We start from the raw sequence: 20,917 nt of genomic DNA on the forward strand, positions 1-20,917 counted from the left end.
GCGCCCGCAGAGCCGGCGCCCGCAGACCCGGCGCCCGCAGACCCGGCGCCCGCAGAGCCGGCGCCCGCAGACCCGGCGCCCGCAGAGCCGGCGCCCGCAGACCCGGCGCAGGAGCATACGGTGCACGGCCAGACCGTCGATGACCAGACGCGCTGCGCGCACTACCGCACCGAGCGGGACGTCGTGGCCATCAAGTTCGTCTGCTGCGAGCGTTTCTACCCGTGCTATCAGTGCCACGCGGCCGCCGAGACGCATCCGGCCCGGCAGTGGCCGGCCGATCGCTGGGCGGAACACGCCATCCTCTGCGGCGCCTGCGGCGACACCCTGTCGATCGCCGACTACCGCGAGACCGACCGGTGCCCCCGGTGCGACGCGGCCTTCAACGACGGATGCCGCACCCACGCCCACCTGTACTTCGACGTCCCCGAGGCGCTCGCCTGACGTTCTCGCCAGGATCCGCGCGGGGCTCATCGCCCGGGCTCATCGCAGGCCCCGCGAGCACCGCACTCGCCACGGTCCTCGCGCCGGCCCCCGGCGGAAGCGCGTGACAGCGCGCGGCAGCAAGCTACATCGCGCCGGCGTACTGCATCAGCCAGGCGTACGGGTCGGTGGGGGTGACCCCGTCGAGCAGGATCTCGAAGTGCAGGTGGGGGCCGGTGCTCTGCCCGGTGCTGCCCACATTGCCGAGGTGCTGCCCGACGGTGATGGACTGGCCGGGAGACACCTGCAGCGAGCCGGCCTGGAAGTGCGCGTAGACGCTGCTCACGAGTCGCCCGTCCACCGTGTGGTCGATCACAACGTGAACGCCGAGGCCGCCGTCATCGGAGGCCGAGGCGGACCGAACCACGCCGTCCGCGACCGCGCCGACCGCAGCGCCCTCGCCGGGGAGCATGTCAAGTCCCTTGTGGAAGGTGGAGCATCCGTCGCAGGGCGCTTCCCTCGGGCCGAAGGTGTCGGACAGGCGCACGGCCGAGGGGAACGGCCAGCGGATGGCAGGCTGCACCGGGGCGGGGGCGGCGGGAGCCGGGGCTGCTGCTGCGCTCGCGGCCGGGGCTGCGACGGGGGCCGGAGCGGCGGCCTCCGTGACGGAGAACCCGTCGCGCTGGATTAGATCCGTGGTCGCCGTGCTGGCGGGCAGGCTCTGTGCCGGCCCGATGGCGACGGCGGGCGGCACGCCGTTGGGCAGGCCCGACGCGTGGTCGAGTTCCGAGGCCTGCGCCGGAATGGCGAGGGTCGCGGTGAGGAGTCCGGCCAGGAGCATGGCGACGGCGGCCGCCGGCGGCAGGGCCCGGAACGGCCGCCGCGCTCGGGTGTCCGTCGCTGCAGGGGCGGGGGCGGGCCCCTTCCGCCGGAGGGCGGTGGGCAGGCGGAATGTGCGAATGGGCATGGTAAAACAACTCTCGTCAGCGCGGCTACGCGGGTCAGGTGAGGATGGATCCTCACTCAGACGGAACAGGCGTTCGCGGCGCGGATCGAGGCCCACGGGAACGACGCTCCCCCAGGGGAAGTGTCCAGGGCGCGTCCGGACGTCGGGGGCCGGGCACGCAAGACTTGAGAATACCTCGCTATCCTGAGAATGCAAGGTCTGGCGTCAAATTAAAAAGTGTGCTCCGGGCTGTTTTATTTCGCCCGGACAACGGGTTCAGAGACCGGCGAGTAACCCCGCCAGCGAGTCGAGAGCCCCGGGAACAAGGCGGTAATACGCCCAGGTGCCGCGCTTGTCGCGGGTCAGGATTCCGGCATCCACCAGCACCTTGAGGTGGTGCGACACGGTGGGCTGGCTGAGTCCGAGCGGTTCGGTCAGGTCGCAGACGCAGGCTTCCTCGTCGGCGTGCGCCGCCACGAGCGACACCAGGCGCAGCCGGGCCGGGTCGGCGACGGCCTTTAGCGACCGGGCGAGCTTCTCGGCATCCGCTGCCCCGATCGCCTCACGGCTGGCCGGCGCGCAGCAGGCGGCGGTGTCCGTGTCGACGGGCGTCGAGTCCGGCGCGGGAGGGGCAACGGTGAACGACATGTGAACAGTATCCCCCATAAATTGACATCCATCGATGCGTTGGTCAGACTCCCTATCGACGCACGTCGATTTTATGCCACGGATGCTGATGGAGCCAGATGCCTTCCCCCGAACCACCCGCCGTTTCCGCACGGCCCTCCCTTCAGCACGACGCCCAGCCGGGCGCACAGCCCGACGCCCCGGCGCAGCTCGGCGCCACCGACCGGCTCCTGCCGGTCTGGATCCTCGCCGCCATGGCCGCGGGACTGCTCCTGGCGGTGTTCGCGCCGGGTGTCGGCGACCTGCTCAGCGCGTTCACGATCGGCTCGGTCAGCGTGCCGATCGCTGTCGGCTTGCTCGTGATGATGTATCCGGTGCTGGCGAAGGTGCGCTACTCGGATGCCCGCGCCGTCGCCGGCGACCGGCGGCTCCTGATCTCGTCGCTGGTGCTGAACTGGCTCGTCGGCCCGGCGCTGATGTTCGCCCTCGCCTGGATCTTCCTGCCGGACCTGCCCGAATACCGCACCGGCCTGATCGTCGTGGGCCTCGCCCGCTGCATCGCCATGGTGCTGATCTGGAACGACCTGGCCTGCGGCGACCGAGAGGCGGCCGCGTTCCTGGTGGCGCTCAACTCCGTCTTCCAGGTGCTGGCCTTCGCCGCCCTGGGCTGGTTCTACCTCCAGGTGCTCCCGGCCTGGCTCGGCCTGTCGACCACGAGCGCGGACTTCTCGATCGGGGCGATCACGGTCAGCGTGCTCGTTTTCCTCGGCATCCCGCTGCTGGCCGGCTATCTGTCCCGCCGGGTCGGCGAGGCCACCCGCGGGCGCGCCTGGTACGAGTCCCGGTTCCTGCCGAAGGTGGGCCCGTTCGCCCTCTACGGCCTGCTGTTCACGATCGTGCTCCTGTTCGCACTGCAGGGCAGCCAGGTGATCGAGCGGCCCTTCGACGTGGCCCGCATCGCCTTGCCGCTGCTGGCCTACTTCGCCATCATGTTCGCCGCCGGATTCGTGACCGGAAAAATCGCCGGCCTCGCCTACGCGCGCACCACGACCCTCGCATTCACGGCGGCCGGCAACAACTTCGAACTGGCGATCGCCGTTGCCATCGGCACCTTCGGCGCCACCAGCGGCCAGGCCCTGGCCGGCATCGTCGGCCCGCTGATCGAGGTCCCGGCCCTGGTCGCCCTCGTCTACGTGGCCCTCTGGCTGCGGCCCCGCCTGTTCCCCAGTGACACCCGGCATCCGTCTGGCGACACCGGACACCCCTCCCCCACAACCGAATTGGAACCGCGATCATGACCGACAAGCCCACCGTTCTCTTCGTCTGCGTGCACAACGCGGGCCGCTCCCAGATGGCCGCCGGCTACATGACGGCTCTCTCCGCGGGCCGCGTCGAGGTGCTCTCCGCCGGCTCGGCGCCCAAGGACCAGATCAACCCGGTCGCGATCGAGGCCATGGCCGAGGAGGGCATCGACATCGCCCACAACGTGCCGAAGATCCTCACCACCGAGGCCGTCAAGGAATCGGATGTCGTGATCACCATGGGCTGCGGCGACACCTGCCCGATCTTCCNGACCCCCACGCCACAGTGTGGGCCCCGGCGAAGAAGCCGCTCTACTTGAGCACCAGCTTCGTCACGGTGAAGCCGCCAGCGAGAACGGTCACGGCACCCGTCTTCGACGCCTTCTTGTCGGCCTTCATGTCGGCGCGGGTGGGCGCGATCGGCTTGCCGGTGTTGTCGAAGGCCTGCTGCTCCAGCCGGTGTCCGCGCGGCACGAGCACCGTGCGCACGGTCGGCGCGTTCGCCGCGCTGACGTAGACGGTGGAGTCCCCAGCCGGCCCGGTCACCGAGATCGACGAGATGAGCGGCTGAATCAGCAGCGCGTCAACGGATGCCGCCCCGTCGGCAGCCCCGACGACCGCGGTGTCCGCGGCCGGGAGCGCCTGCTGCAGCGAGAGCGGGAACAGGCGTCCCGGGGCATCCGTGATGCCCTGTGCCCCCGCGCCGCCGTTATCCGTGCTGCCCAGTGTCGCCGTGGCGGAGGACCAGGCCGTTGCGCCGGAAGCCGCCTCGGTCTGGTTCACGATCGGGTACACATTGCGGGTCTGGTCGGCGGCAGGGACGGGGATGCGGAGCGAGTCCCCCGCGGCCAGGGCCACGTAGGCGCCGCCGGAGATGTTGGCCTCGCCGGTCCAGGAGGACGGCGGCCGCACCACGGTTCCGCTGCCGGAGATGGTGCCGGACTCGGCCTCGACGACGCTCAGCCCGACGGTCGCGACGGTCTTGTCGATGCCGAGGGCCTTCGCCTTCAGCACCGGGTTCGCGTCCAGGGTGAGCATGGTCATCAGGGCGTGGATGGTGGATTCAGCGCCCGAGTTGGGGTTGAGACGGCCGTCCTGCTCGATGCCGTCGATGGAGGTTCCCGTGGCCGGGTTGTAGGCCGGGGCGCCGTTGGGGTTGGCGCCGAAGAACCAGCCGGCGGTCACGGCCGCCAGGTCGATCAGACCGGGGGCGTTCGCGGCCTTCGCGGTCGCGACGAGTCCCTGCACGCGGGAGTCCACGCCGTAGGCGATCTGCGCTTCGCCGGGAGTGGGGCTCCAGGCGTTGTCCGGTCCACCCGCGGCGAGCAGCTGCGGGGTGAACTGGGCGGTGTCCTTGACGGCGGCGGCGAGCAGGTCGGAGCGGCCGAGCACGGTAGAGGCGGTGGCGACGGATGCCGGGGTGAGCCCACCCCACGCGTGCCAGAGGGTCTGCGACTTGTTCCAGGGCATGATCGCGCCGAAGGGCCACTGGCTGGCGGAGCCGGAGGACATCGCGGCGACACCTTCCGTGAGCTGGGTGAGGGCGGTGCGCGCGGATTCGTCGGCCGGGGCGGCCACGACGTAGGCGGAGAGGCCGAGGGCGGCCTCGGCGGAGGCATCCGCCCCGCCCGCGATCAGCCAGGCCGGCACCTTCACGCCGTCGGCGATGTCAAAGGTGTCGTGCTTGCCGAGCGACTGGCGCTCGAGGGAGTCGAGTGAGAGGTGCAGCCGCTCCTGCAGGAACGCGGCGAACTCGGGGTCGGCGTCCTTGAACGCCGCGTAGCCCTCGCCGAGGGCCCAGACGGTGCGGGCCACCCAGTAGGACTCGGCCGAGTCGCTCGGGTCGGGCAGTTCCACCGGGGTGGCGCTGGGCGTCAGGGTGCCGTCGGCCTGCTGCCAGAGCACGACGTTGCCGGCGTTCGGCCCGCTCGCGGTCTGCAGGTAGGTCAGGGAGCGCAGCGTCTGCAGCGCGTGTTCCCGGCTGGCGGCGTCGCCGGTCAGCTGCCAGTGGCGCAGGTAGACGACCGCCGTGCGGGCGATGTCGTCGGCGTTGAACGCACCCTGGCTCCAGTGCCCGGTCGCGGGGTCGAGCGACCCGCCGCCGACCCGGTCGTAGGTTCCGTCCGCCAACTTGTTCGAGTAGGTCCACGGCGCCTGCGCGGTAGGCTGCTCGGCGAGACGGTAGGTCGTGTGCTCCGGCAGGGCGGTCAACGGCACGGTGTCGAGCAAGAAGTCGAGGTGGGACAGGTTGGTCAGCGGCGGGGTCGACGGTTGGGGCGACGGCTGGGTCGACGGCTGGGTCGACGGCGCGGAGGCCGCCGGGGCGGAACGGATGCTGCCGGGCGGCGATGCGGCCGCGGCGGCGGTCCCGGCTCCCATCAGGATCATCGAAACCGCGGCGGCGAGGGCCACGGTCTTCCTGGTCGATCGAGATCGTGTCGTGTGTGAGCGAACAGCGTTGTACGTCATGTCTTCTCTCCTGGTTCGAGCGTTGAACCGGTTCAGTAGTCCCAACTAAACCGGTTAAGGTGCGGCCTGTCAAGAGAATCGGTCGATTACGTCCCCCATTCGGGGTCCGACCGGACGCGACCGTGAAAGTGCCCGTTCCGGTCGAGAGTGACTCGCACAGCGGGCACTCTCGACCGGAACGGGCACTGTCGGGCGGGTTCCAGGGGAGAACCTGCGGAACAGATCCGCTCCGCTCAACCCGACCGGACGCATCCGTGTGGCTCAGCTTCGGATGACCGGAACCTTTTTGCTCGACTCCGCCTGCTCGGGCACCGGCACTCGCACCTCGAGCATGCCGTCCCGATAGGAGGCCGTCACTTCCTCTTCCTTGCACCCCCGCGGCAGCGCGATGTCCCGCAGGAACGACCCGTACCGGAATTCGGACCGGTAGCCGTCCTTGCCCTTGTACTCGGATTTTTCCTCCCGCTGCGCCTGGATGTGCAGCACTCCCTCGCTCACGGAGATGTCGACATCCTTCTCCGGGTCGATGCCGGGCATTTCCGCCTTGATCACGAGACTGTTGCCGTCGCGGAACTCCTCCACCCGCATGGTCGGGGTGTCCCAGTCCCCCTCGAAGAAGCGCCGGACGGGCTCCGGCATTTCGAAACGTTCTCGTTTTGCAATGGCAGCCATGATGATGTCTCCTCCATGTTCCTGTGTTGCTCCGGATGCCGCATACAGTACCCCGCGGCACGGCGGCGCGCTCGGCCGTGCCGGTGCGCCTCAGCGCACGATCTTGAAGTTCAGCAAGGGGGTGCCGAGGGCTCCCCACAGCCTCAGCCAGATCGGCAGCAACATTTCCGAGGTCCGCGCGGTCGTGATGTCGCCGAGGTCGATCACATCCGTGTGCCCCAGATCGGTCAGCAGAGCGGTCACCGTCTTCTTCGCCTCGGCGTCGTTGCCCGACACGAAGACGCTGTGCTCGCCCCCGGCCACCAGGCCCGGGTTCATCATCAGAGCGGCGCTCATCGTGTTGAGCGACTTGACCACCTTCGCCGCGGGATAGGCCCGATGGATCTGCTCGCCCAGTGAATCCCGGTTGCAGACCGTGAGCGACGGCGGCATCCCGTGCGAGAAGTCCAGCGGATTGGCGATGTCCAGCAGCACCTTGCCGGCCAGGTTGCCGGTCCCGGTGCGGGCCGGCACGGTGAGCGAGGCCGCGCCGTTGGTGGCGTTCACCACCAGTTCGGTGGCTTCGGCCGCGCGGGCGAAGCGGGCCAGGCCGATCCCGGGATGCGCCGTGAACCACTCCGAGATCGGCGGGCTCTCCATCGCGTCCGCGCCCACCCAGGCCAGTGGGCCGGCCGGGTCCCGGGTGCCGAGCGTGACCTCGTGGCCCTGCCCGGCCAGCGCCGCTCCCAGCATCCGCCCCACGGTTCCCGTACCCAGAAGGGCAATCTTCATGATCGGTACTCCTTCATGTCGTGCAGGTGAGGTTGGGCCGGCTCAGTCCGAGTGATTCTCTCGTGCATTATGACCGCGTTCGCGCCACTGGGGCGAGATGACGCCAACGGATGTGACGCAGCCGGTTCACAGGCACCCGACCTAGCCTGAACGCATGTCCGACACCCTCCAGCGCGAGATCGACCAAGGCAGCGGTTCGCACCATCCCATCCGGCGGTTGCTGCGCCGGTGCCGGGCCTGGGTGGAGCGGTATCCGCGCATCCGCTGGCTGTACCGGCTGGCCGTCGGCCTGCTCGGCGCGTTCGTGGTCACCCTCGGTCTCCTGCTTGTGCCCCTGCCCGGGCCCGGCTGGCTGGTCGTGTTCCTCGGGATCGCCATCCTGGGCACGGAGTTCCCCGCCGCGCACCGCGTCGGCGTGCTGCTCCGGCGCATCCTCACCAGCGTCTGGGGCTGGTGGAAGACCCGGCGAGCCGCGGCCAGGGCCCGGCGCGCCGACCGCTCACCGCGCGCCTACGGAATCGAATCCGCCTAGGCCCGGCACGCCGGGCTCTCTCCGTCGGCGACGAGCGCCACGGCCGAAGCGGGCGCCCCGCTATGCCCGGCCCGGCCCCGCTCCCCTAACGAATTCGACGGAGATTTTGACCAGAACCGGCCGAAACGGGCCCGACACTCCGGCGACAGAGCCCTTTTCCGAAAAATCTCCGTCGAATTGGTTCAGCGCCTCGACGCGTCAGTGCCTCGACGCGTCAGCGCCCCGACGCCCCGACGACAGAGGTGCCGATGGGCGGAACTACGGTCAGCTGGTCGGACGCACGACCAGCACGGGGCACTTCGCGTGCCGCACGCACTGCTCACTGACCGAGCCGAGCAGCATGCCGGCCAGGCCGCCGCGACCTCGGGGGCCCACCACGAGCATCCGTGCACCCTTGGCGATCTCGGTCAGGCACTTCACCGGGCTCGCGTAGACGGCGCGGTAGTCGACCTCGACATCCGGATGCTTCGCCACCTCGGCGCGCACATCGCGGGCAAGTTCGTCGCGCACCGCCTCGGCATACTCCTCGAGGGAGGAGACGTAGCCGAATTCCCAGTTGGCCGGCCGCGAGGCCGTGTCAATGGACCAGGCGCGCACCACCACGACGGGCGCGTGCAACTGCCCGGCGATCTCGAGGGCGGCGCTCAGGGCATGGGTGGCGTAGTCCGACCCATCGTGGCCGACCACGATGCTGTTCGGAGGGAGCGGGGGCTGTTCTGGCTGTAGGTCCGACATGACCCCACGCTACTCCTGGCCGGGCCTTCCCAGCACTCTCCCGCCGCGTGGCGGTAAGGTCTCCCCCATGACGTACCTGCGGACGCCACGTCGCAAACTGCTCGCGCTGGTCACGCTCGTCACGCTGGTCGTGGTGGGCGTGGGGCTGTTCTGGGGCGGAACCGTGCGCAAGATCGAGACCCTCGCCGGCCCCGCGGTCTTCGACCCGGGCGCCATCATCAGCGACTACAACTTCTTCAACCCCGACGCGATGACCGCGAACGAGATCCAGGACTTCCTGGAGGAGCGGCACTGCACCGCATCCGACGGAGTCCCCTGCCTGTGGGAGTACCGCGAGAGCACCGTGACCCAGCCCGCTCAGGGCGCCGGGCACTGCGCCGCCTACCCGGGCGCCGCCGCGGAACCGGCCAGCCGCATCATCGCGAAGGTCGCGGAGGCCTGCACCATCAGCCCGCGCGTGCTGCTGGCGCTGCTGCAGAAGGAGCAGTCCCTGCTGACCCGGCCCACGGCATCCGGTTATCTGCGCGCCACCGGCTACGGCTGCCCCGACACCGCCGACTGCGACGCGCAGTACTTCGGGTTCTTCAACCAGGTCTACCGCGCGGCCTGGCAGTTCCGGCAGTACACCCAGGAGCCCGACCGCACCTACCAGGTGGGCAGCGTCGACGTGAGCTACAACCCGGATGCCGCCTGCGGGGCGTCACCGGTCGAGATCCGCAACCAGGCCACCGCGAACCTCTACAACTACACGCCATACCAGCCGAACCCCGCGGCGCTCGCCCAGCCGGGCTCCGACGGTGACGGATGCTCCACGCACGGCAACCTGAACTTCTGGGTGTTCTACAACAAGTGGTTCGGGTCGTCGGATGCGCTCGGGTACCCGGCGGCGTTCGCGTCCTGCCTCAACCTGGTCGGCGGCCAGCCCTGCCGCGAACAGGGACTGCTGCCCGGGTCCTGAGCGTCGCGCGTTCTCCGCGCAGAGCTTAATCGCCCTGAGCGCCTCGGCTCCACAGGACCCGGGCGCCCGGCCCGGCAAGATCCGGGCCGCGACGAGCTCGATCCCCGGTCAGGTTGCATTTTCTTCAGAGACGCCCTCACACCGGCCAGCACAACTTGCGGTGACACGCCCGCCGGGCGGCGGAGGCCATCCGCCCGGATTCCCAGCCGGCACGGACCGGCCGCCCACTCCGCCTGCCTAGACTCCTGGCGATGACTACGAGCGGTCGATCGGGTTTTTCGCCGACCGGCTGCCGCAATCGAAAGGAATCACCTTGAACAAGCACACGATCAACCCGGCATCCGCCACCTCCCGCACCAAGCGCATCGCCCTCGGGGCAGCCTCCGTGCTGACCGCCGGCGCTCTCCTCGGGGTCGGCGCCCAGGGCGCCACCGCCGCTCCCCGCAGCCCCGGCGCCGAGCACAGCGCGAGCACCAGCGGGGACGCCGCCGCCACATCGAATGGCGCATTCCTCGCGTCACTCGCGATGGAGCTCCGCGGCGACCTCTCCCACGGGCAGAGCGGGAACGTTAAGGCCCAGAAGGTGGCTGCCACCATTTCCACGCACGCCGAGCTCTTCGACAGCCTGCCGGCGAACCTGCAGACCGACCTGACCACCCTCAAGGACGCCTCCGGCGCAACCGACCGGGCGGCCGCCGTGGACACCGTGCGCACCACCGCCCTGGCGGGAGGATACGGCGAGGAGATCACGAAGATCGCCGAGGCCGTGCGGGACAACCCGAAGCACCCGCTGACCGCCGCCCTGCGCGCCGCCCTGAGCGGTGACCTCGGGACCAGGTCGGGCACCGCGACGGGCACAACGTCGGCCACCGCATCGGGCACCACGTCGGGCACCGCATCGGGCACCGATCAGGAGGCGGCCGAGGCTGCCGGCCCCTCGGCGACGGAGCTGGCCCTCAAGCTCGCCGACAACCCGGCGCTGCTCTCGAAGTTGCCGGCTGACCTGCAGGCCGACCTGGCCGCGTTGAAGAACGCGCCCGCCGACCAGCAGGAGGCCGCCGCGCAGGCGATCGAAACCGCCGCCCGGAACGGCGACTACGGCACCGTGATCCAGAAGATCGTCGAGCGGGTCCAGGCGCACGCCGCAGCCGGGCCTGACACCGACACCGGTGCCGACGCCGACGCCGACGTTCACGCCGGAAACTAACACCGCAGAACAACGGATGGCCGGAAGCGCACCGCGCTTCCGGCCATCCGTTTCTCCGTGTACTGACCGCCGCCCTACTGCCCGGGGGCCCGGTAGGACGGCCTCTTCTTCGCAGCCTGGTCGAGATCCTCCGGCGTCATGAGCGGCTTCAGCTTCACGGTCACGTTGCCGGTGCCGTTGATCATGAGAGAGAGTGCGGCGACGCTGGCATCGTCCGGCACGTCCAGGACGTCCAGCACATCGGTGTCACCGAAGGCGTAGTAGAAGCATTCCAACGAGCCGCCCACCGATTTGAGGGCGTCGACGAGGGCCTCCCGGCGCTTCGTTCCGCCTTCGCGCATGAGGCCCTTGATGCCCCTGGCCCACGTAGTTCGCTTCGAAAAGAAATTTGGCCATGATCTTTCCTGTCCCGTGACGTTGAGGAGGCGGGCGTGCGACTGTGCCCGACCCCGATGGAGGGAAGGTCCCTGAGGCGGCCCCGGAACGGGACCGCCTCACATCGTAGGTCTGGCCCCACGCTCTGACATCGGTGAGAAGGCCGGGAACCCCTCGGGGTTCCCGGCCTTCTTGTGGGCCGGCTGCTGGTGTGGCTTGTGCTTAGAAGTCCCAGTCCGCGTCTTCGGTGTTGACGGCCTTGCCGATGACGTACGAGGAGCCCGACCCGGAGAAGAAGTCGTGGTTCTCGTCCGCGTTCGGCGAGAGCGCCGACAGGATGGCCGGGTTCACGTCGGTGACGCTCTTGGGGAACATGGCCTCGTAGCCGAGGTTCATCAGCGCCTTGTTGGCGTTGTAGTGCAGGAACTTCTTGACGTCTTCGGTCAGACCGACCTCATCGTAGAGGTCCTGCGTGTACTGCACCTCGTTTTCGTAGAGCTCGTAGACGAGGTTGAAGGTGTAGTCCTTCATCTCGTCGCGACGCTCCTGCGAGGCGGTCTCGAGCCCCTTCTGGTACTTGTAGCCGATGTAATAGCCGTGCACGGCTTCATCCCGGATGATCAGACGGATGAGGTCGGCCGTGTTGGTGAGCTTGGCGCGGCTGGACCAGTACATCGGCAGGTAGAAGCCCGAGTAGAAGAGGAACGACTCAAGCAGGGTCGAGGCGACCTTGCGCTTGAGCGGGTCGTCGCCCTGGTAGTAGTCCATGACGATCGCGGCCTTCTTCTGAAGGTTCACGTTCTCGGTCGACCAGCGGAACGCCTCGTCGATCTCCTTCGTCGAGCACAGGGTCGAGAAGATCGACGAGTAGCTCTTGGCGTGCACGGACTCCATGAACGCGATGTTCGTGTAGACGGCCTCTTCGTGGGGCGTGATCGCATCCGGGATCAGCGAGACGGCGCCGACGGTGCCCTGAATCGTGTCGAGCAGGGTGAGGCCCGTGAACACGCGCATGGTGAGCTGCTGCTCGACCGGAGTGAGCGTGGCCCAGGACTGCACGTCGTTCGAGAGCGGGATCTTCTCGGGCAGCCAGAAGTTGTTGACGAGGCGGTTCCACACCTCGACGTCTTTTTCGTCTTCGATCTTGTTCCAGTTGATCGCGTCAACGTGGGAGACGAGCTTGAGCTTGTCAATCATTGGTTGTTCCTTAGGTGGCAGTTCAGAGTCGATTCAGCAGTCAGGACGCTCACAGCAAACTCACTCAAAGCATGCATGAAACGCAGCCATCAACCTCGGTACCTTCGAGGGCGAGCTGGCGCAGACGGATGTAGTAAATCGTCTTGATACCCTTGCGCCACGCGTAGATCTGCGCCTTGTTGATGTCGCGGGTGGTGGCGGTGTCCTTGAAGAACAGCGTCAGCGAGAGGCCCTGGTCGACGTGCTGGGTGGCCGCCGCGTAGGTGTCGATGATCTTCTCGGCGCCGATTTCGTAGGCGTCCTGGTAGAAGTCCAGGTTGTCGTTGGTCAGGAACGGCGCCGGGTAGTACACGCGGCCGAGCTTGCCTTCCTTGCGGATCTCGATCTTCGAGGCGATCGGGTGGATCGACGAGGTCGAGTTGTTGATGTACGAGATCGACCCGGTCGGCGGCACGGCCTGCAGGTTCTGGTTGTAGATGCCGTGCGCCATGACGGATGCCCTCAGCTCGGCCCAGTCCGCCTGGGTCGGGATGCTGACACTCGAGGCCTCGAACAGCTCGACGACCCGGGTCGTCGCCGGCGCCCACACCTGGTCGGTGTACTTGTCGAAGAAGGCACCGGAGGCGTAGGTCGAGTCTTCGAATCCGTCGAAGGCGTGGCCGCGTTCGACGGCCAGCTTGTTCGAGGCGCGGAGGGCGTGGAACAGCACCGTGTAGAAGTAGATGTTGGTGAAGTCGATCCCCTCTTCGCTGCCGTAGTACACCCGCTCGCGGGCAAGGTAGCCGTGCAGGTTCATCTGGCCCAGGCCGATGGCGTGCGACTTGTCGTTGCCGTCTTCGATCGACCGCACCGAGGAGATGTGGCTCTGCTCGGAGACCGCGTTGAGGCCACGGATGGCGGTCTCGACGGTCTTACCGAAGTCGGGCGAGTCCATCGACAGGGCGATGTTCATCGACCCGAGGTTGCAGGAGATGTCCTTGCCGATCTTGTCGTACGACAGGTCCTCGTTGTACGTGGTTGGGGTGTTGACCTGGAGGATCTCCGAGCACAGGTTCGACATGTTGATGCGACCCTTGATCGGGTTCGCCGCGTTGACGGTGTCCTCGAACATGATGTACGGGTAGCCGGACTCGAACTGGATCTCGGCGAGCGTCTGGAAGAAGTCGCGGGCCTTCATCTTCGACTTCTTGATGCGCGGGTCGTCGACCATCTCGTGGTACTTCTCGCTGACGGAGATGTCGGCGAACGGCACCCCGTAGACGCGCTCGACGTCGTAGGGCGAGAACAGGTACATGTCCTCGTCCTTCTTCGCCAGCTCGAACGTGATGTCGGGCACGACGACGCCGAGGGACAGCGTCTTGATCCGCACCTTCTCGTCCGCGTTCTCGCGCTTGGTGTCGAGGAAGCGCATGATGTCGGGGTGGTGCGCGTGCAGGTACACGGCGCCGGCTCCCTGGCGTGCGCCGAGCTGATTGGCGTAGCTGAAGGAGTCTTCGAGCAGCTTCATCACGGGGATGATGCCGCTGGACTGGTTCTCGATCTGCTTGATCGGAGCCCCGGACTCACGGATGTTGCTGAGCAGCAACGCGACGCCGCCGCCACGCTTCGACAACTGCAGCGACGAGTTGATGCCGCGCGAGATCGACTCCATGTTGTCTTCGATCCGGAGCAGGAAGCAGGAGACGAGCTCGCCGCGCTGCGCCTTGCCGGAGTTCAGGAAGGTGGGGGTGGCCGGCTGGAAGCGGCCGGCGATGATCTCCTCGACGAGGGAGATCGCGAGCTGCTCGTCGCCCTGGGCCAGGCCCAGCGCGGTCATCACGACGCGGTCTTCGAAACGCTCGAGGTAACGCTTCCCATCGAAGGTCTTCAGCGTGTAGGAGGTGTAGTACTTGAACGCGCCGAGGAAGGTCTGGAAACGGAACTTCTTCGAGTACGCCAGCTGGTTGAGGCTGGTGATGAAGTCGAACGAGTACTGGTCGAGCACGGCCTGCTCGTAGTACTCCTTCTCGACCAGGTAGTCGAGACGCTCACGCAGGGTGTGGAAGAACACCGTGTTCTGGTTGACGTGCTGCAGGAAGAACTCGCGGGCGGCCTCACGGTCCTTCTCGAACTGGATCTCCCCGTTCGGGCCGTACAGGTTGAGCATGGCGTTGAGCGAGTGGTAATCCATCGCCAGGCCGGCTGCCGGGTGAGTCATCGTCTTCACGGCTGTTGCTTCCAAAATTCTTCCAATCCGTCGTGGACGATGCGCACATCATCCGGAGTTCCGAGTACTTCAAATCGATACATGTGCGGGACCTTGCACTTCGCGGCGATGATGTCGCCCGCGACGCAGAAGGCCTCGCCGAAATTCGTGTTGCCCGCGCCGATGACGCCGCGGATGAGCGAGCGGTTGTGCTCGTCGTTGAGGAACCGGATCACCTGCTTGGGCACGGCTCCCTTGGTCTCACCGCCGCCATACGTCGGCACGACCAGGACATAGGGCTCGTCGACCACCAGCGGTTCGTCTCGCGCGTACAGCGGGATGCGCGCGGCGGGGCGCCCGAGCTTCTCGACGAAGCGTTGCGTATTTCCCGATGTGCTCGAGAAGTAGACGATATCGGTCATAGAACACCCCCTGTGTGTGAATCTGAGAAGCTGGCGCGCACACCACCCGGTGCGGAAATCCCTGCGAAAACGACGAGTGGGCCGGCGGCCGGGGCGGTGCTGCTACGCGAGGCGCTGCGCGAGTTCGTTGATCTTGTCGGGGCGGAAGCCCGACCAGTGGTCCTCGTCGGTGATGACGACGGGGGCCTGCAGGTAGCCGAGGGCCTTGACGGCTTCCAGGGCGTTTTCGTCGACCGAGAGGTCGAGGATTTCGTATTCAATTCCCTTGTTGTCCAGAGCGCGATAGGTCGCGGTGCACTGCACGCAGGAGGGCTTGGTGTAGACCGTGATAGCCATGGGAGTGCCTTTCTCGTCGTTCAGGGATCAGTATTCAAACTCAGTATCAAACTCAGTGTCGAACTCAGTGCTTAAAATCGGTTTTCATTGTGAAATCTGAACTTCAAGGCGTGCTGTGTTGAAGTTCAATACTACATCTAGTGATGCGAAATGGGAACGGCCACTACATGCAGTAGTTACAAGTATGTAGTTATCCACCGACATTCCACCGGTTGTACACAGCCCGACGGATGCGAGTGGCCCCACATTACGCGGAGAACGCCGAAGTTATCCACAGGCGGCGGGCCCCCCGAACTGGAGCCTGTGGAAACTCCGGCGGCGTGTCGGAGCGCGTCGGCCGAAGGCCCCGGCCCGCGCGTCGGGGCCCGCGCGGCGGACCGAGCCTCGCGGCGCACCCTGTGGCCGCCGGAGCAGGTTCGAACCTGCGCCGGCGAACCGAACCTGCGCCGCGAGCGGGACGGCTGCCGCAAACGTCAGGCTCTCGGCATCCCCCGCTCCGTGAGGAACCGGTGGAAGCGTTGCGGCGACAGCACCGTCGCCCAGTCCCAGCGGTCGAAACTCCGCACGTGGAAGCGCAGCGCATCCTCACGGCGTTTCTCGGCCCATACGACGTGGCCGGGGTCCCGATCCCCCAGGACCGCGCCGCGCGTATATTTCAGCTTGCCGTCGAACTCGCCGATTTTGCGGATGCGCCGCCAGTAGAAGTCGACCCAGTAGTCGTGTCCCTGCACGTTGGCGAAGCAGGCCTGAAGTTCAGGGACCTCGAACCCCAGCTGGAACATCCGCACCCGGCTGAGCGATTCTCCGGCGTTGGCCGCGAGGCCGTTGCCGAATCTGATGGCCTGCCCCGCCTGGCGGGCCCCGCACCGCGGGTTCACCGCGGCCAGCTCGTCGAACAGGTCCGTCTTGTTCAGGGCGGGCTGCCCACGGATGCCGCGGAGCGCCTCATCCGCGACCCGCTCCTGCTCCACCCGCAGCGCGTGGTCGATCATCGTGACACCCGCCAGGAAGCTCGTGCCGGCCGCGACGTCGACCAGAGTGCGCGCCAGCGAGGTCACCGCGATGCCGTCCCTCACCACCGTGTCCGGGATCGGGGCACCGCGGTGGCTGGTGGTGAACCGGGCCGTGCTGCCTCCCGTGGCGCCCGGATCCATCGTGTGCACCGTGCGGGGCCACGCTCCGATGATCGGCAGCCCGTGCACGACCGCCGCGGACAGGTGGGAGAGCACGAGCGGCCGTTCCGCGGTCGCGGCCGCCGAGAGCACGAACAGGCGGTACCGCTGGTCGGGATCCGCCGTTCGCCACACCTCACCGCGCACATAGATGCCGCGGCGCGTGCGCACCAACTCCCCCGCGCGGGTGAGCGCACCCACCGCACGTGAGGTGAAGCCGGCTTCCCGGAGGGCGGAGTAGGGGATGAGCTCGGCGTGGCCGGCGGTGACGATGTCCAGAAGTCGGGTCATGCCTCACTCTGGGAGCCGCCGGCTGCCGCGCAGGGTCACGGCGCAGCATCCGTGGATAACCCACGGGAATGGCGCCTGTGGATGAATGACCCCCTGGCGGTGCCGGTGCCCGCGCCCGTGGACGGCGGCGCAACCTGTGCTCGCCGGCGCAGGTTCGAACGTGCGCCGGCGACCCGAACCTGCGCCGCGGGATCTTGCGCGCCGCTCGCACCCGGCCACGGACGGCGAAAGGGCCGGCCCCCTGCATGGGAGCCGGCCCTTCCGGGTCTGACTGTTCGTGCTCGCGGTATTGCGGGTGGGTCAGCGACCGCCGGAGCGGCGCTTGTTGTAGACGTCGAATGCGACTGCGGCCAGGAGCACCAGGCCCTTGATCAGCTGCTGGTACTCGGTTCCCACGCCGAGGATGGACATGCCGTTGTTCAGGAGCCCGATGATCAGACCACCGATGATGGCCCCCGTCACGGTGCCGATGCCTCCCGTGACCGCGGCGCCGCCGATGAAGACGGCCGCGATGGCGTCGAGCTCGAAACCGTCACCGGCCTTCGGGTTGGCGAGGTTGAGCTGAGCGGTGAAGATGAGTCCGGCGAGGGCCGCGATCATGCCCATGTTGACGAACAGCAGGAACGTGACCCGCTTGGTCTTGACGCCCGACAACGCGGCGGCGTTGAGGTTGCCGCCGATGGCGTAGACGTGGCGGCCGAAGACGCTGTTCGCCATGACTGCCGCATACACGACGGTCAGGATGCCCAGCACGACGAGCACGATCGGGGTGCCCCGGTAGCTGGCCAGCAGGTACGTGATGTAAAGGATGATCGCGGCGGTGAAGACCAGCTTGACCAGGAACCAGGCGAACGGCTCGTCCTCGACGTCGTACTTCTTGCGGGCGATGCGCGAGCGCACGCCCTGGAGCACGAGCAGCGCCGTCGCCAGCACGCCGATGGCGACCGTCAGCGGTTCGAGCACGCTCGTTCCGCCGCCCAGGTCGGGCAGAAACCCGCTGCCGAGCGCACGGAACTCATCCGGGAAGGGCGAGATCTGCTGGTTCTGCAGTGCGATCTGGGTCAGACCGCGGAACGTGAGCATGCCGGCCAGGGTGACGATGAAGGCCGGTATGCCGAAGTACGCGATCCAGAATCCCTGCCACATGCCGACCGCCGCTCCCAGCACGAGGCACAGGATGATGGCGGCCCACCACGGCACGTTCCACTGGGTGATCATCACTCCCGCCATGGCCCCGGTGAAGGCAACCACGGATCCGACCGACAGGTCGATGTGGCCGGCGATGATGATCATCACCATGCCGACGGCCAGGATCAGGATGTAGCTGTTCTGGACGATCAGGTTGGAGACGTTGATGGGCTTGAGAGTGATGCCGCTGGTCGCCACCTGGAAGAAGATGGTGATCGCGATCAGCGCAATGATCAAGCCAATTTGCCGTAGCTGGCCGCCGAGGTAGTTTAGTGCGGTTTTGAACGCGCTCATCGGTTGTCCTTCGCCCTTTCCTGAGTCATGTGTTGCATAAGGTATTCGGCCGTGGCCTGGCCACGAGGAACGTCGGCCGTGATGCGGCCCTCGAAGATCGTGTAGATGCGATCGCAGATCCCGATCAGTTCGGGCAACTCGGACGAGATGACGATCACGCCCTTGCCTTCATCGGCGAGTTTGTTGATGATGCCGTAGATCTCGTACTTGGCTCCCACGTCGATGCCGCGGGTGGGCTCGTCGAGGATGAGGACATCCGGGTCGGAGAACATCCACTTGGACAGCACGACCTTCTGCTGGTTGCCGCCGGAGAGTTTTCCGGTCAGGGCTTCCACGTTGGGGGCCTTGATGTTCATGCTCTTGCGGTAGCCCTCGGCGATGACCGCCTCCTTGTTGGAGTCCACCCAGCCGTTACGGGCGATCTTCTTCAGGGAGACGAGGGAGATATTGCGCTTGATGTCCTCGATCAGGTTGAGGCCGTAGCGTTTGCGGTCTTCGGTCGCGTAGGCGAGACCGTTGTCGATCGCGGCCGTCACCGTGCTGGTGTTGACCTCGACGCCGTTCTTGAAGACCCTGCCCGAGATGTTGTGACCGTAGCTGTGGCCGAAAACGCTCATCGCCAGTTCGGTGCGCCCGGCGCCCATCAGCCCGGCGATTCCGACGATTTCGCCGGCCCTGACCGTGATGTTGGCACTCTTGACGACCTGGCGCTGGTGGTCGAGGGGGTGGTAGACGTTCCAGTCCGCGACTCGCAGCAGTTCTTCGCCGATGCGGGGCACGTGGTCCGGGTAGCGGCTGCCGAGGTCGCGGCCGACCATGCCCTTGATGATCCGCTCTTCCGAAATGTCATCGGTGTGCATGTCGAGGGTTTCGATCAGCTTGCCGTCACGGATGATCGTGACCTCGTCTGCGACCGCCTTGATCTCGTTCAGCTTGTGGCTGATCATGATCGAGGTGATGCCCTGGCCCTTGAGGTGCTTCATCAGGTCGAGCAGGTTGGCCGAGTCCTCGTCGTTGAGGGCGGCGGTGGGCTCGTCCAGAATGAGGAGCTTGACCTCCTTCGACAGCGCCTTGGCGATTTCCACGAGTTGCTGCTTGCCGACGCCGATGTCGCGCACCTTGGTGATGGGATTGTCCTTGAGACCGACCCGGGCCAGCAGCTTCGCCGCCTCGAGGTTGGTCTTGTTCCAGTCGATCCAGCCGTTGGTCTGCTGCTCATTGCCGAGAAAGATGTTCTCGGCGATGGACAGGTACGGGCTGAGCGCGAGTTCCTGGTGGATGATGACGACTCCGGTGGCTTCGGATTCGTTGATGGATTTGAAGGCGACCGTCTCGTTTTCGAAGACGATCTCGCCGTCGTAGGTGCCGGCCGGGTAGACACCCGACAGCACCTTCATCAGGGTGGATTTTCCTGCGCCATTCTCACCGCAGATTGCGTGAATGTGTCCTCGCTGCACCTCGAGCGACACATCCTGGAGGGCTTTGACTCCGGGGAAGGTCTTCGTGATGCTGCGCATCTCAAGAATATTTGTGGTCACCGTTACTTCTTCTTCCGTGCGGTGAGGAGGAAAGAGGGGGGAGGCAGTGGCGGCGTCTCCGCCGCCACTGCCGGGAGAGAGACCTGCTTACTTGAGGTCTGCCTCGGTGTAGTAACCCGTGTCGACGAGGAGTTCCTTGTAGTTGTCCTTCGTGACGACCTGCGGCGCGAAGAGGAAGGTCGGGACGACCTTCACCTTGTTGTCGTAGCTCGTGGTGTCGTTGACCTCGGGGGTGCGACCGTTGAGCAGGTCGTCAGCCATCTTCACGGCCTCGTCGCCCAGCTGGCGCGTGTCCTTGTAGATGGTGGAGTACTGCTGGCCGGCGATCATGGACTTGACCGATGCAGCCTCGGCGTCCTGACCGGTGACGATCGGCAGGGCGTCGGTGGCGTATCCCGAGCTGGTCAGAGCCGAGATGATGCCGATGGAGAGCCCGTCGTACGGGGACAGGACAGCGTCAACCTTGCTGCCGTCGGAGTACGTGCTGGCGATGAGGTTCTGCATCCGCTTCTGGGCCGTCGCCGGGTCCCAACGCAGCGTGGCAACCTGGGTGAAGCCGACCTGGCCGCTCTTGACCACGAGCACGCCCTTGTCGATGTACGGCTGCAGGGTGTCCATCGCGCCATTGAAGAAGAAGGTCGCGTTGTTGTCGTCGGGGCTTCCGCCGAACAGCTCGACGTTGAACGGGCCGGTCGCGCCGGTTTCCTTGCCGTCCTTGTCCAGAACGCCCAGGCCGGTCAGAAGGCTCGTGGCCTGCTGCACACCGACCTCGTTGTTGTCGAAGGTCGTGTAGTAGTCGACGTTCTTGTTGCCGTTGATCAGGCGGTCGTACGCGATGACCTTGACGCCGGCCTTGCCGGCCTCGTCGAGCTGGTCACTGAGCGCCGTGCCGTCGATCGACGCGATGATGAGAACCTTGGCGCCCTTGGTCAGCATGTTGCTGATCTGCTGCACCTGCTGCGGGATCTTGTCGTCTGCATATTCCAGGTCGACCTTGTAGCCGAGCTTCTCGAGCGAGGCCTTGACGGCGTCGCCGTCCTTGATCCAGCGCTCGCTGGTCTTGGTCGGCATGGCAACGCCGACGAGGGCGCCTTTGCTGGAACCGGCCGAGTCATCCGCGGTGGTTCCGCCGCGGGTTCCGCCGGAGCAGGCGGCGAGGGAGAGTGCGAGTCCGATGGCTGCGATGCCAACGAGGACCTTCTTTGTCTTCACGTAAGTACCTTTCGTGTTTCTGTTATCAGCTTTGATTGCAGGTGAATCCGGAGGGGGACTTCTGGTGGT

The 20,917-nt window shown here is 66.7% G+C and carries 20 protein-coding genes and 1 pseudogene; 6 read left to right on the forward strand and 15 right to left on the reverse strand.

Annotated features, from left to right (window positions below):
- The coding region (locus tag E3O49_RS13285; protein ID WP_338145001.1) for a CHY zinc finger protein at positions 1–441 on the forward strand (441 nt) is incomplete at its 5' end.
- A gap of 124 nt (positions 442–565) precedes the next feature.
- On the opposite strand, the gene E3O49_RS13290 is transcribed toward E3O49_RS13285, so the two are convergent.
- A complete protein-coding gene (locus E3O49_RS13290) occupies positions 566–1,387 on the reverse strand; it encodes a M23 family metallopeptidase (RefSeq protein WP_134451754.1) in 822 nt (273 codons plus the stop codon).
- 255 nt (positions 1,388–1,642) lie between these two features.
- On the reverse strand, positions 1,643–2,014 hold the full coding sequence (locus E3O49_RS13295; protein ID WP_134365643.1) for an ArsR/SmtB family transcription factor: 372 nt from the start codon (positions 2,012–2,014) through the stop codon (positions 1,643–1,645).
- Between the two features lie 233 nt (positions 2,015–2,247).
- On the opposite strand from E3O49_RS13295, the gene arsB reads away from it, so the two are divergent.
- Together arsB and E3O49_RS13305 are read left to right on the forward strand one after the other, a co-directional pair.
- The gene (arsB, locus tag E3O49_RS13300) at positions 2,248–3,291 is read left to right on the forward strand and encodes an ACR3 family arsenite efflux transporter (protein WP_241978644.1); all 1,044 of its coding nucleotides are present in this window, start codon (positions 2,248–2,250) and stop codon (positions 3,289–3,291) included.
- Positions 3,288–3,563 (forward strand): annotated as a pseudogene (locus tag E3O49_RS13305) (arsenate reductase ArsC); the annotation flags it as partial. The gene arsB and the pseudogene E3O49_RS13305, both read left to right, overlap by 4 nt.
- A gap of 43 nt (positions 3,564–3,606) precedes the next feature.
- Here the strand turns inward: E3O49_RS13305 and E3O49_RS13310 are convergent.
- From E3O49_RS13310 to E3O49_RS13320, 3 genes are all read right to left on the reverse strand, one after another.
- Positions 3,607–5,763, reverse strand: a complete 2,157-nt coding sequence (locus E3O49_RS13310) for a hypothetical protein (RefSeq protein ID WP_134434461.1) — start codon at positions 5,761–5,763, stop codon at positions 3,607–3,609.
- Positions 5,764–6,024: 261 nt separating this feature from the next.
- A complete protein-coding gene (locus E3O49_RS13315; RefSeq protein WP_134365646.1) occupies positions 6,025–6,435 on the reverse strand; it encodes an Hsp20/alpha crystallin family protein in 411 nt (136 codons plus the stop codon).
- Between the two features lie 90 nt (positions 6,436–6,525).
- Positions 6,526–7,206, reverse strand: a complete 681-nt coding sequence (locus tag E3O49_RS13320) for an NADPH-dependent F420 reductase (RefSeq protein WP_134451758.1) — start codon at positions 7,204–7,206, stop codon at positions 6,526–6,528.
- A gap of 154 nt (positions 7,207–7,360) precedes the next feature.
- Here E3O49_RS13320 and E3O49_RS13325 point away from each other — a divergent pair, with 154 nt between their 5' ends.
- On the forward strand, positions 7,361–7,738 hold the full coding sequence (locus E3O49_RS13325; RefSeq protein WP_134365648.1) for a PGPGW domain-containing protein: 378 nt from the start codon (positions 7,361–7,363) through the stop codon (positions 7,736–7,738).
- Positions 7,739–8,002: 264 nt separating this feature from the next.
- Here the strand turns inward: E3O49_RS13325 and E3O49_RS13330 are convergent, their stop codons facing one another.
- The gene (locus E3O49_RS13330) at positions 8,003–8,473 is read right to left on the reverse strand and encodes a universal stress protein (RefSeq protein ID WP_134365649.1); all 471 of its coding nucleotides are present in this window, start codon (positions 8,471–8,473) and stop codon (positions 8,003–8,005) included.
- Between the two features lie 67 nt (positions 8,474–8,540).
- On the opposite strand from E3O49_RS13330, the gene E3O49_RS13335 reads away from it, so the two are divergent.
- Together E3O49_RS13335 and E3O49_RS13340 are read left to right on the forward strand one after the other, a co-directional pair.
- Positions 8,541–9,431 carry a hypothetical protein gene (locus E3O49_RS13335; RefSeq protein ID WP_134365650.1) on the forward strand — a complete coding sequence of 297 codons (891 nt, stop codon included), beginning with the start codon at positions 8,541–8,543 and terminating at the stop codon, positions 9,429–9,431.
- 313 nt (positions 9,432–9,744) lie between these two features.
- Positions 9,745–10,638 carry a hypothetical protein gene (locus E3O49_RS13340; RefSeq protein ID WP_134365651.1) on the forward strand — a complete coding sequence of 298 codons (894 nt, stop codon included), beginning with the start codon at positions 9,745–9,747 and terminating at the stop codon, positions 10,636–10,638.
- 74 nt (positions 10,639–10,712) lie between these two features.
- Here E3O49_RS13340 and E3O49_RS13345 read toward each other — a convergent pair whose 3' ends face one another.
- From E3O49_RS13345 to chvE, 9 genes are all read right to left on the reverse strand, one after another.
- Positions 10,713–10,979 carry a GYD domain-containing protein gene (locus tag E3O49_RS13345; protein ID WP_241978642.1) on the reverse strand — a complete coding sequence of 89 codons (267 nt, stop codon included), beginning with the start codon at positions 10,977–10,979 and terminating at the stop codon, positions 10,713–10,715.
- 256 nt (positions 10,980–11,235) lie between these two features.
- Entirely contained in the window at positions 11,236–12,210 is a 975-nt protein-coding gene (gene nrdF / locus E3O49_RS13350) for a class 1b ribonucleoside-diphosphate reductase subunit beta (RefSeq protein ID WP_134365652.1), read from the reverse strand.
- Between the two features lie 64 nt (positions 12,211–12,274).
- Positions 12,275–14,407: a class 1b ribonucleoside-diphosphate reductase subunit alpha gene (gene nrdE, locus E3O49_RS13355; RefSeq protein WP_134405033.1), complete on the reverse strand. Its 2,133-nt coding sequence runs from the start codon at positions 14,405–14,407 to the stop codon at positions 12,275–12,277.
- A 5-nt stretch (positions 14,408–14,412) separates the two neighbouring features.
- Complete coding sequence (gene nrdI / locus E3O49_RS13360) at positions 14,413–14,817, reverse strand: class Ib ribonucleoside-diphosphate reductase assembly flavoprotein NrdI (RefSeq protein ID WP_134365653.1); 405 nt, start codon at positions 14,815–14,817, stop codon at positions 14,413–14,415.
- A 102-nt stretch (positions 14,818–14,919) separates the two neighbouring features.
- The gene (gene nrdH / locus E3O49_RS13365; RefSeq protein ID WP_134363478.1) at positions 14,920–15,153 is read right to left on the reverse strand and encodes a glutaredoxin-like protein NrdH; all 234 of its coding nucleotides are present in this window, start codon (positions 15,151–15,153) and stop codon (positions 14,920–14,922) included.
- A gap of 473 nt (positions 15,154–15,626) precedes the next feature.
- Positions 15,627–16,616: a type IV toxin-antitoxin system AbiEi family antitoxin domain-containing protein gene (locus E3O49_RS13370; protein ID WP_134402777.1), complete on the reverse strand. Its 990-nt coding sequence runs from the start codon at positions 16,614–16,616 to the stop codon at positions 15,627–15,629.
- A gap of 300 nt (positions 16,617–16,916) precedes the next feature.
- A complete protein-coding gene (mmsB, locus tag E3O49_RS13375; protein WP_134365655.1) occupies positions 16,917–18,098 on the reverse strand; it encodes a multiple monosaccharide ABC transporter permease in 1,182 nt (393 codons plus the stop codon).
- A complete protein-coding gene (gene mmsA, locus E3O49_RS13380; protein WP_134365656.1) occupies positions 18,095–19,636 on the reverse strand; it encodes a multiple monosaccharide ABC transporter ATP-binding protein in 1,542 nt (513 codons plus the stop codon). Before mmsA ends, mmsB begins: the two co-directional genes overlap by 4 nt.
- Positions 19,637–19,723: 87 nt before the next feature.
- The gene (gene chvE / locus E3O49_RS13385; RefSeq protein WP_134365657.1) at positions 19,724–20,848 is read right to left on the reverse strand and encodes a multiple monosaccharide ABC transporter substrate-binding protein; all 1,125 of its coding nucleotides are present in this window, start codon (positions 20,846–20,848) and stop codon (positions 19,724–19,726) included.
- Between the last annotated feature and the right edge of the window lie 69 nt (positions 20,849–20,917).

The sequence above is a fragment of the Cryobacterium shii genome (assembly GCF_004402595.1).
In the GTDB taxonomy this organism is placed as follows: Bacteria; Actinomycetota; Actinomycetes; order Actinomycetales; family Microbacteriaceae; genus Cryobacterium; species Cryobacterium shii.

Excerpts from the sequence above, each read along its gene's own strand:
- nrdE (WP_134405033.1), bottom strand. The coding sequence starts at position 14,407 with ATGACTCACCCGGCAGCCGGCCTGGCGATGGATTACCACTCGCTCAAC.
- E3O49_RS13310 (WP_134434461.1), bottom strand. The coding sequence starts at position 5,763 with ATGACGTACAACGCTGTTCGCTCACACACGACACGATCTCGATCGACC.
- E3O49_RS13315 (WP_134365646.1), bottom strand. The coding sequence starts at position 6,435 with ATGGCTGCCATTGCAAAACGAGAACGTTTCGAAATGCCGGAGCCCGTC.
- E3O49_RS13335 (WP_134365650.1), top strand. The coding sequence starts at position 8,541 with ATGACGTACCTGCGGACGCCACGTCGCAAACTGCTCGCGCTGGTCACG.
- nrdF (WP_134365652.1), bottom strand. The coding sequence starts at position 12,210 with ATGATTGACAAGCTCAAGCTCGTCTCCCACGTTGACGCGATCAACTGG.
- E3O49_RS13370 (WP_134402777.1), bottom strand. The coding sequence starts at position 16,616 with ATGACCCGACTTCTGGACATCGTCACCGCCGGCCACGCCGAGCTCATC.
- mmsB (WP_134365655.1), bottom strand. The coding sequence starts at position 18,098 with ATGAGCGCGTTCAAAACCGCACTAAACTACCTCGGCGGCCAGCTACGG.
- arsB (WP_241978644.1), top strand. The coding sequence starts at position 2,248 with ATGGCCGCGGGACTGCTCCTGGCGGTGTTCGCGCCGGGTGTCGGCGAC.
- nrdI (WP_134365653.1), bottom strand. The coding sequence starts at position 14,817 with ATGACCGATATCGTCTACTTCTCGAGCACATCGGGAAATACGCAACGC.
- E3O49_RS13330 (WP_134365649.1), bottom strand. The coding sequence starts at position 8,473 with ATGTCGGACCTACAGCCAGAACAGCCCCCGCTCCCTCCGAACAGCATC.
- E3O49_RS13320 (WP_134451758.1), bottom strand. The coding sequence starts at position 7,206 with ATGAAGATTGCCCTTCTGGGTACGGGAACCGTGGGGCGGATGCTGGGA.
- E3O49_RS13290 (WP_134451754.1), bottom strand. The coding sequence starts at position 1,387 with ATGCCCATTCGCACATTCCGCCTGCCCACCGCCCTCCGGCGGAAGGGG.
- E3O49_RS13345 (WP_241978642.1), bottom strand. The coding sequence starts at position 10,979 with ATGCGCGAAGGCGGAACGAAGCGCCGGGAGGCCCTCGTCGACGCCCTC.
- E3O49_RS13295 (WP_134365643.1), bottom strand. The coding sequence starts at position 2,014 with ATGTCGTTCACCGTTGCCCCTCCCGCGCCGGACTCGACGCCCGTCGAC.
- E3O49_RS13325 (WP_134365648.1), top strand. The coding sequence starts at position 7,361 with ATGTCCGACACCCTCCAGCGCGAGATCGACCAAGGCAGCGGTTCGCAC.
- nrdH (WP_134363478.1), bottom strand. The coding sequence starts at position 15,153 with ATGGCTATCACGGTCTACACCAAGCCCTCCTGCGTGCAGTGCACCGCG.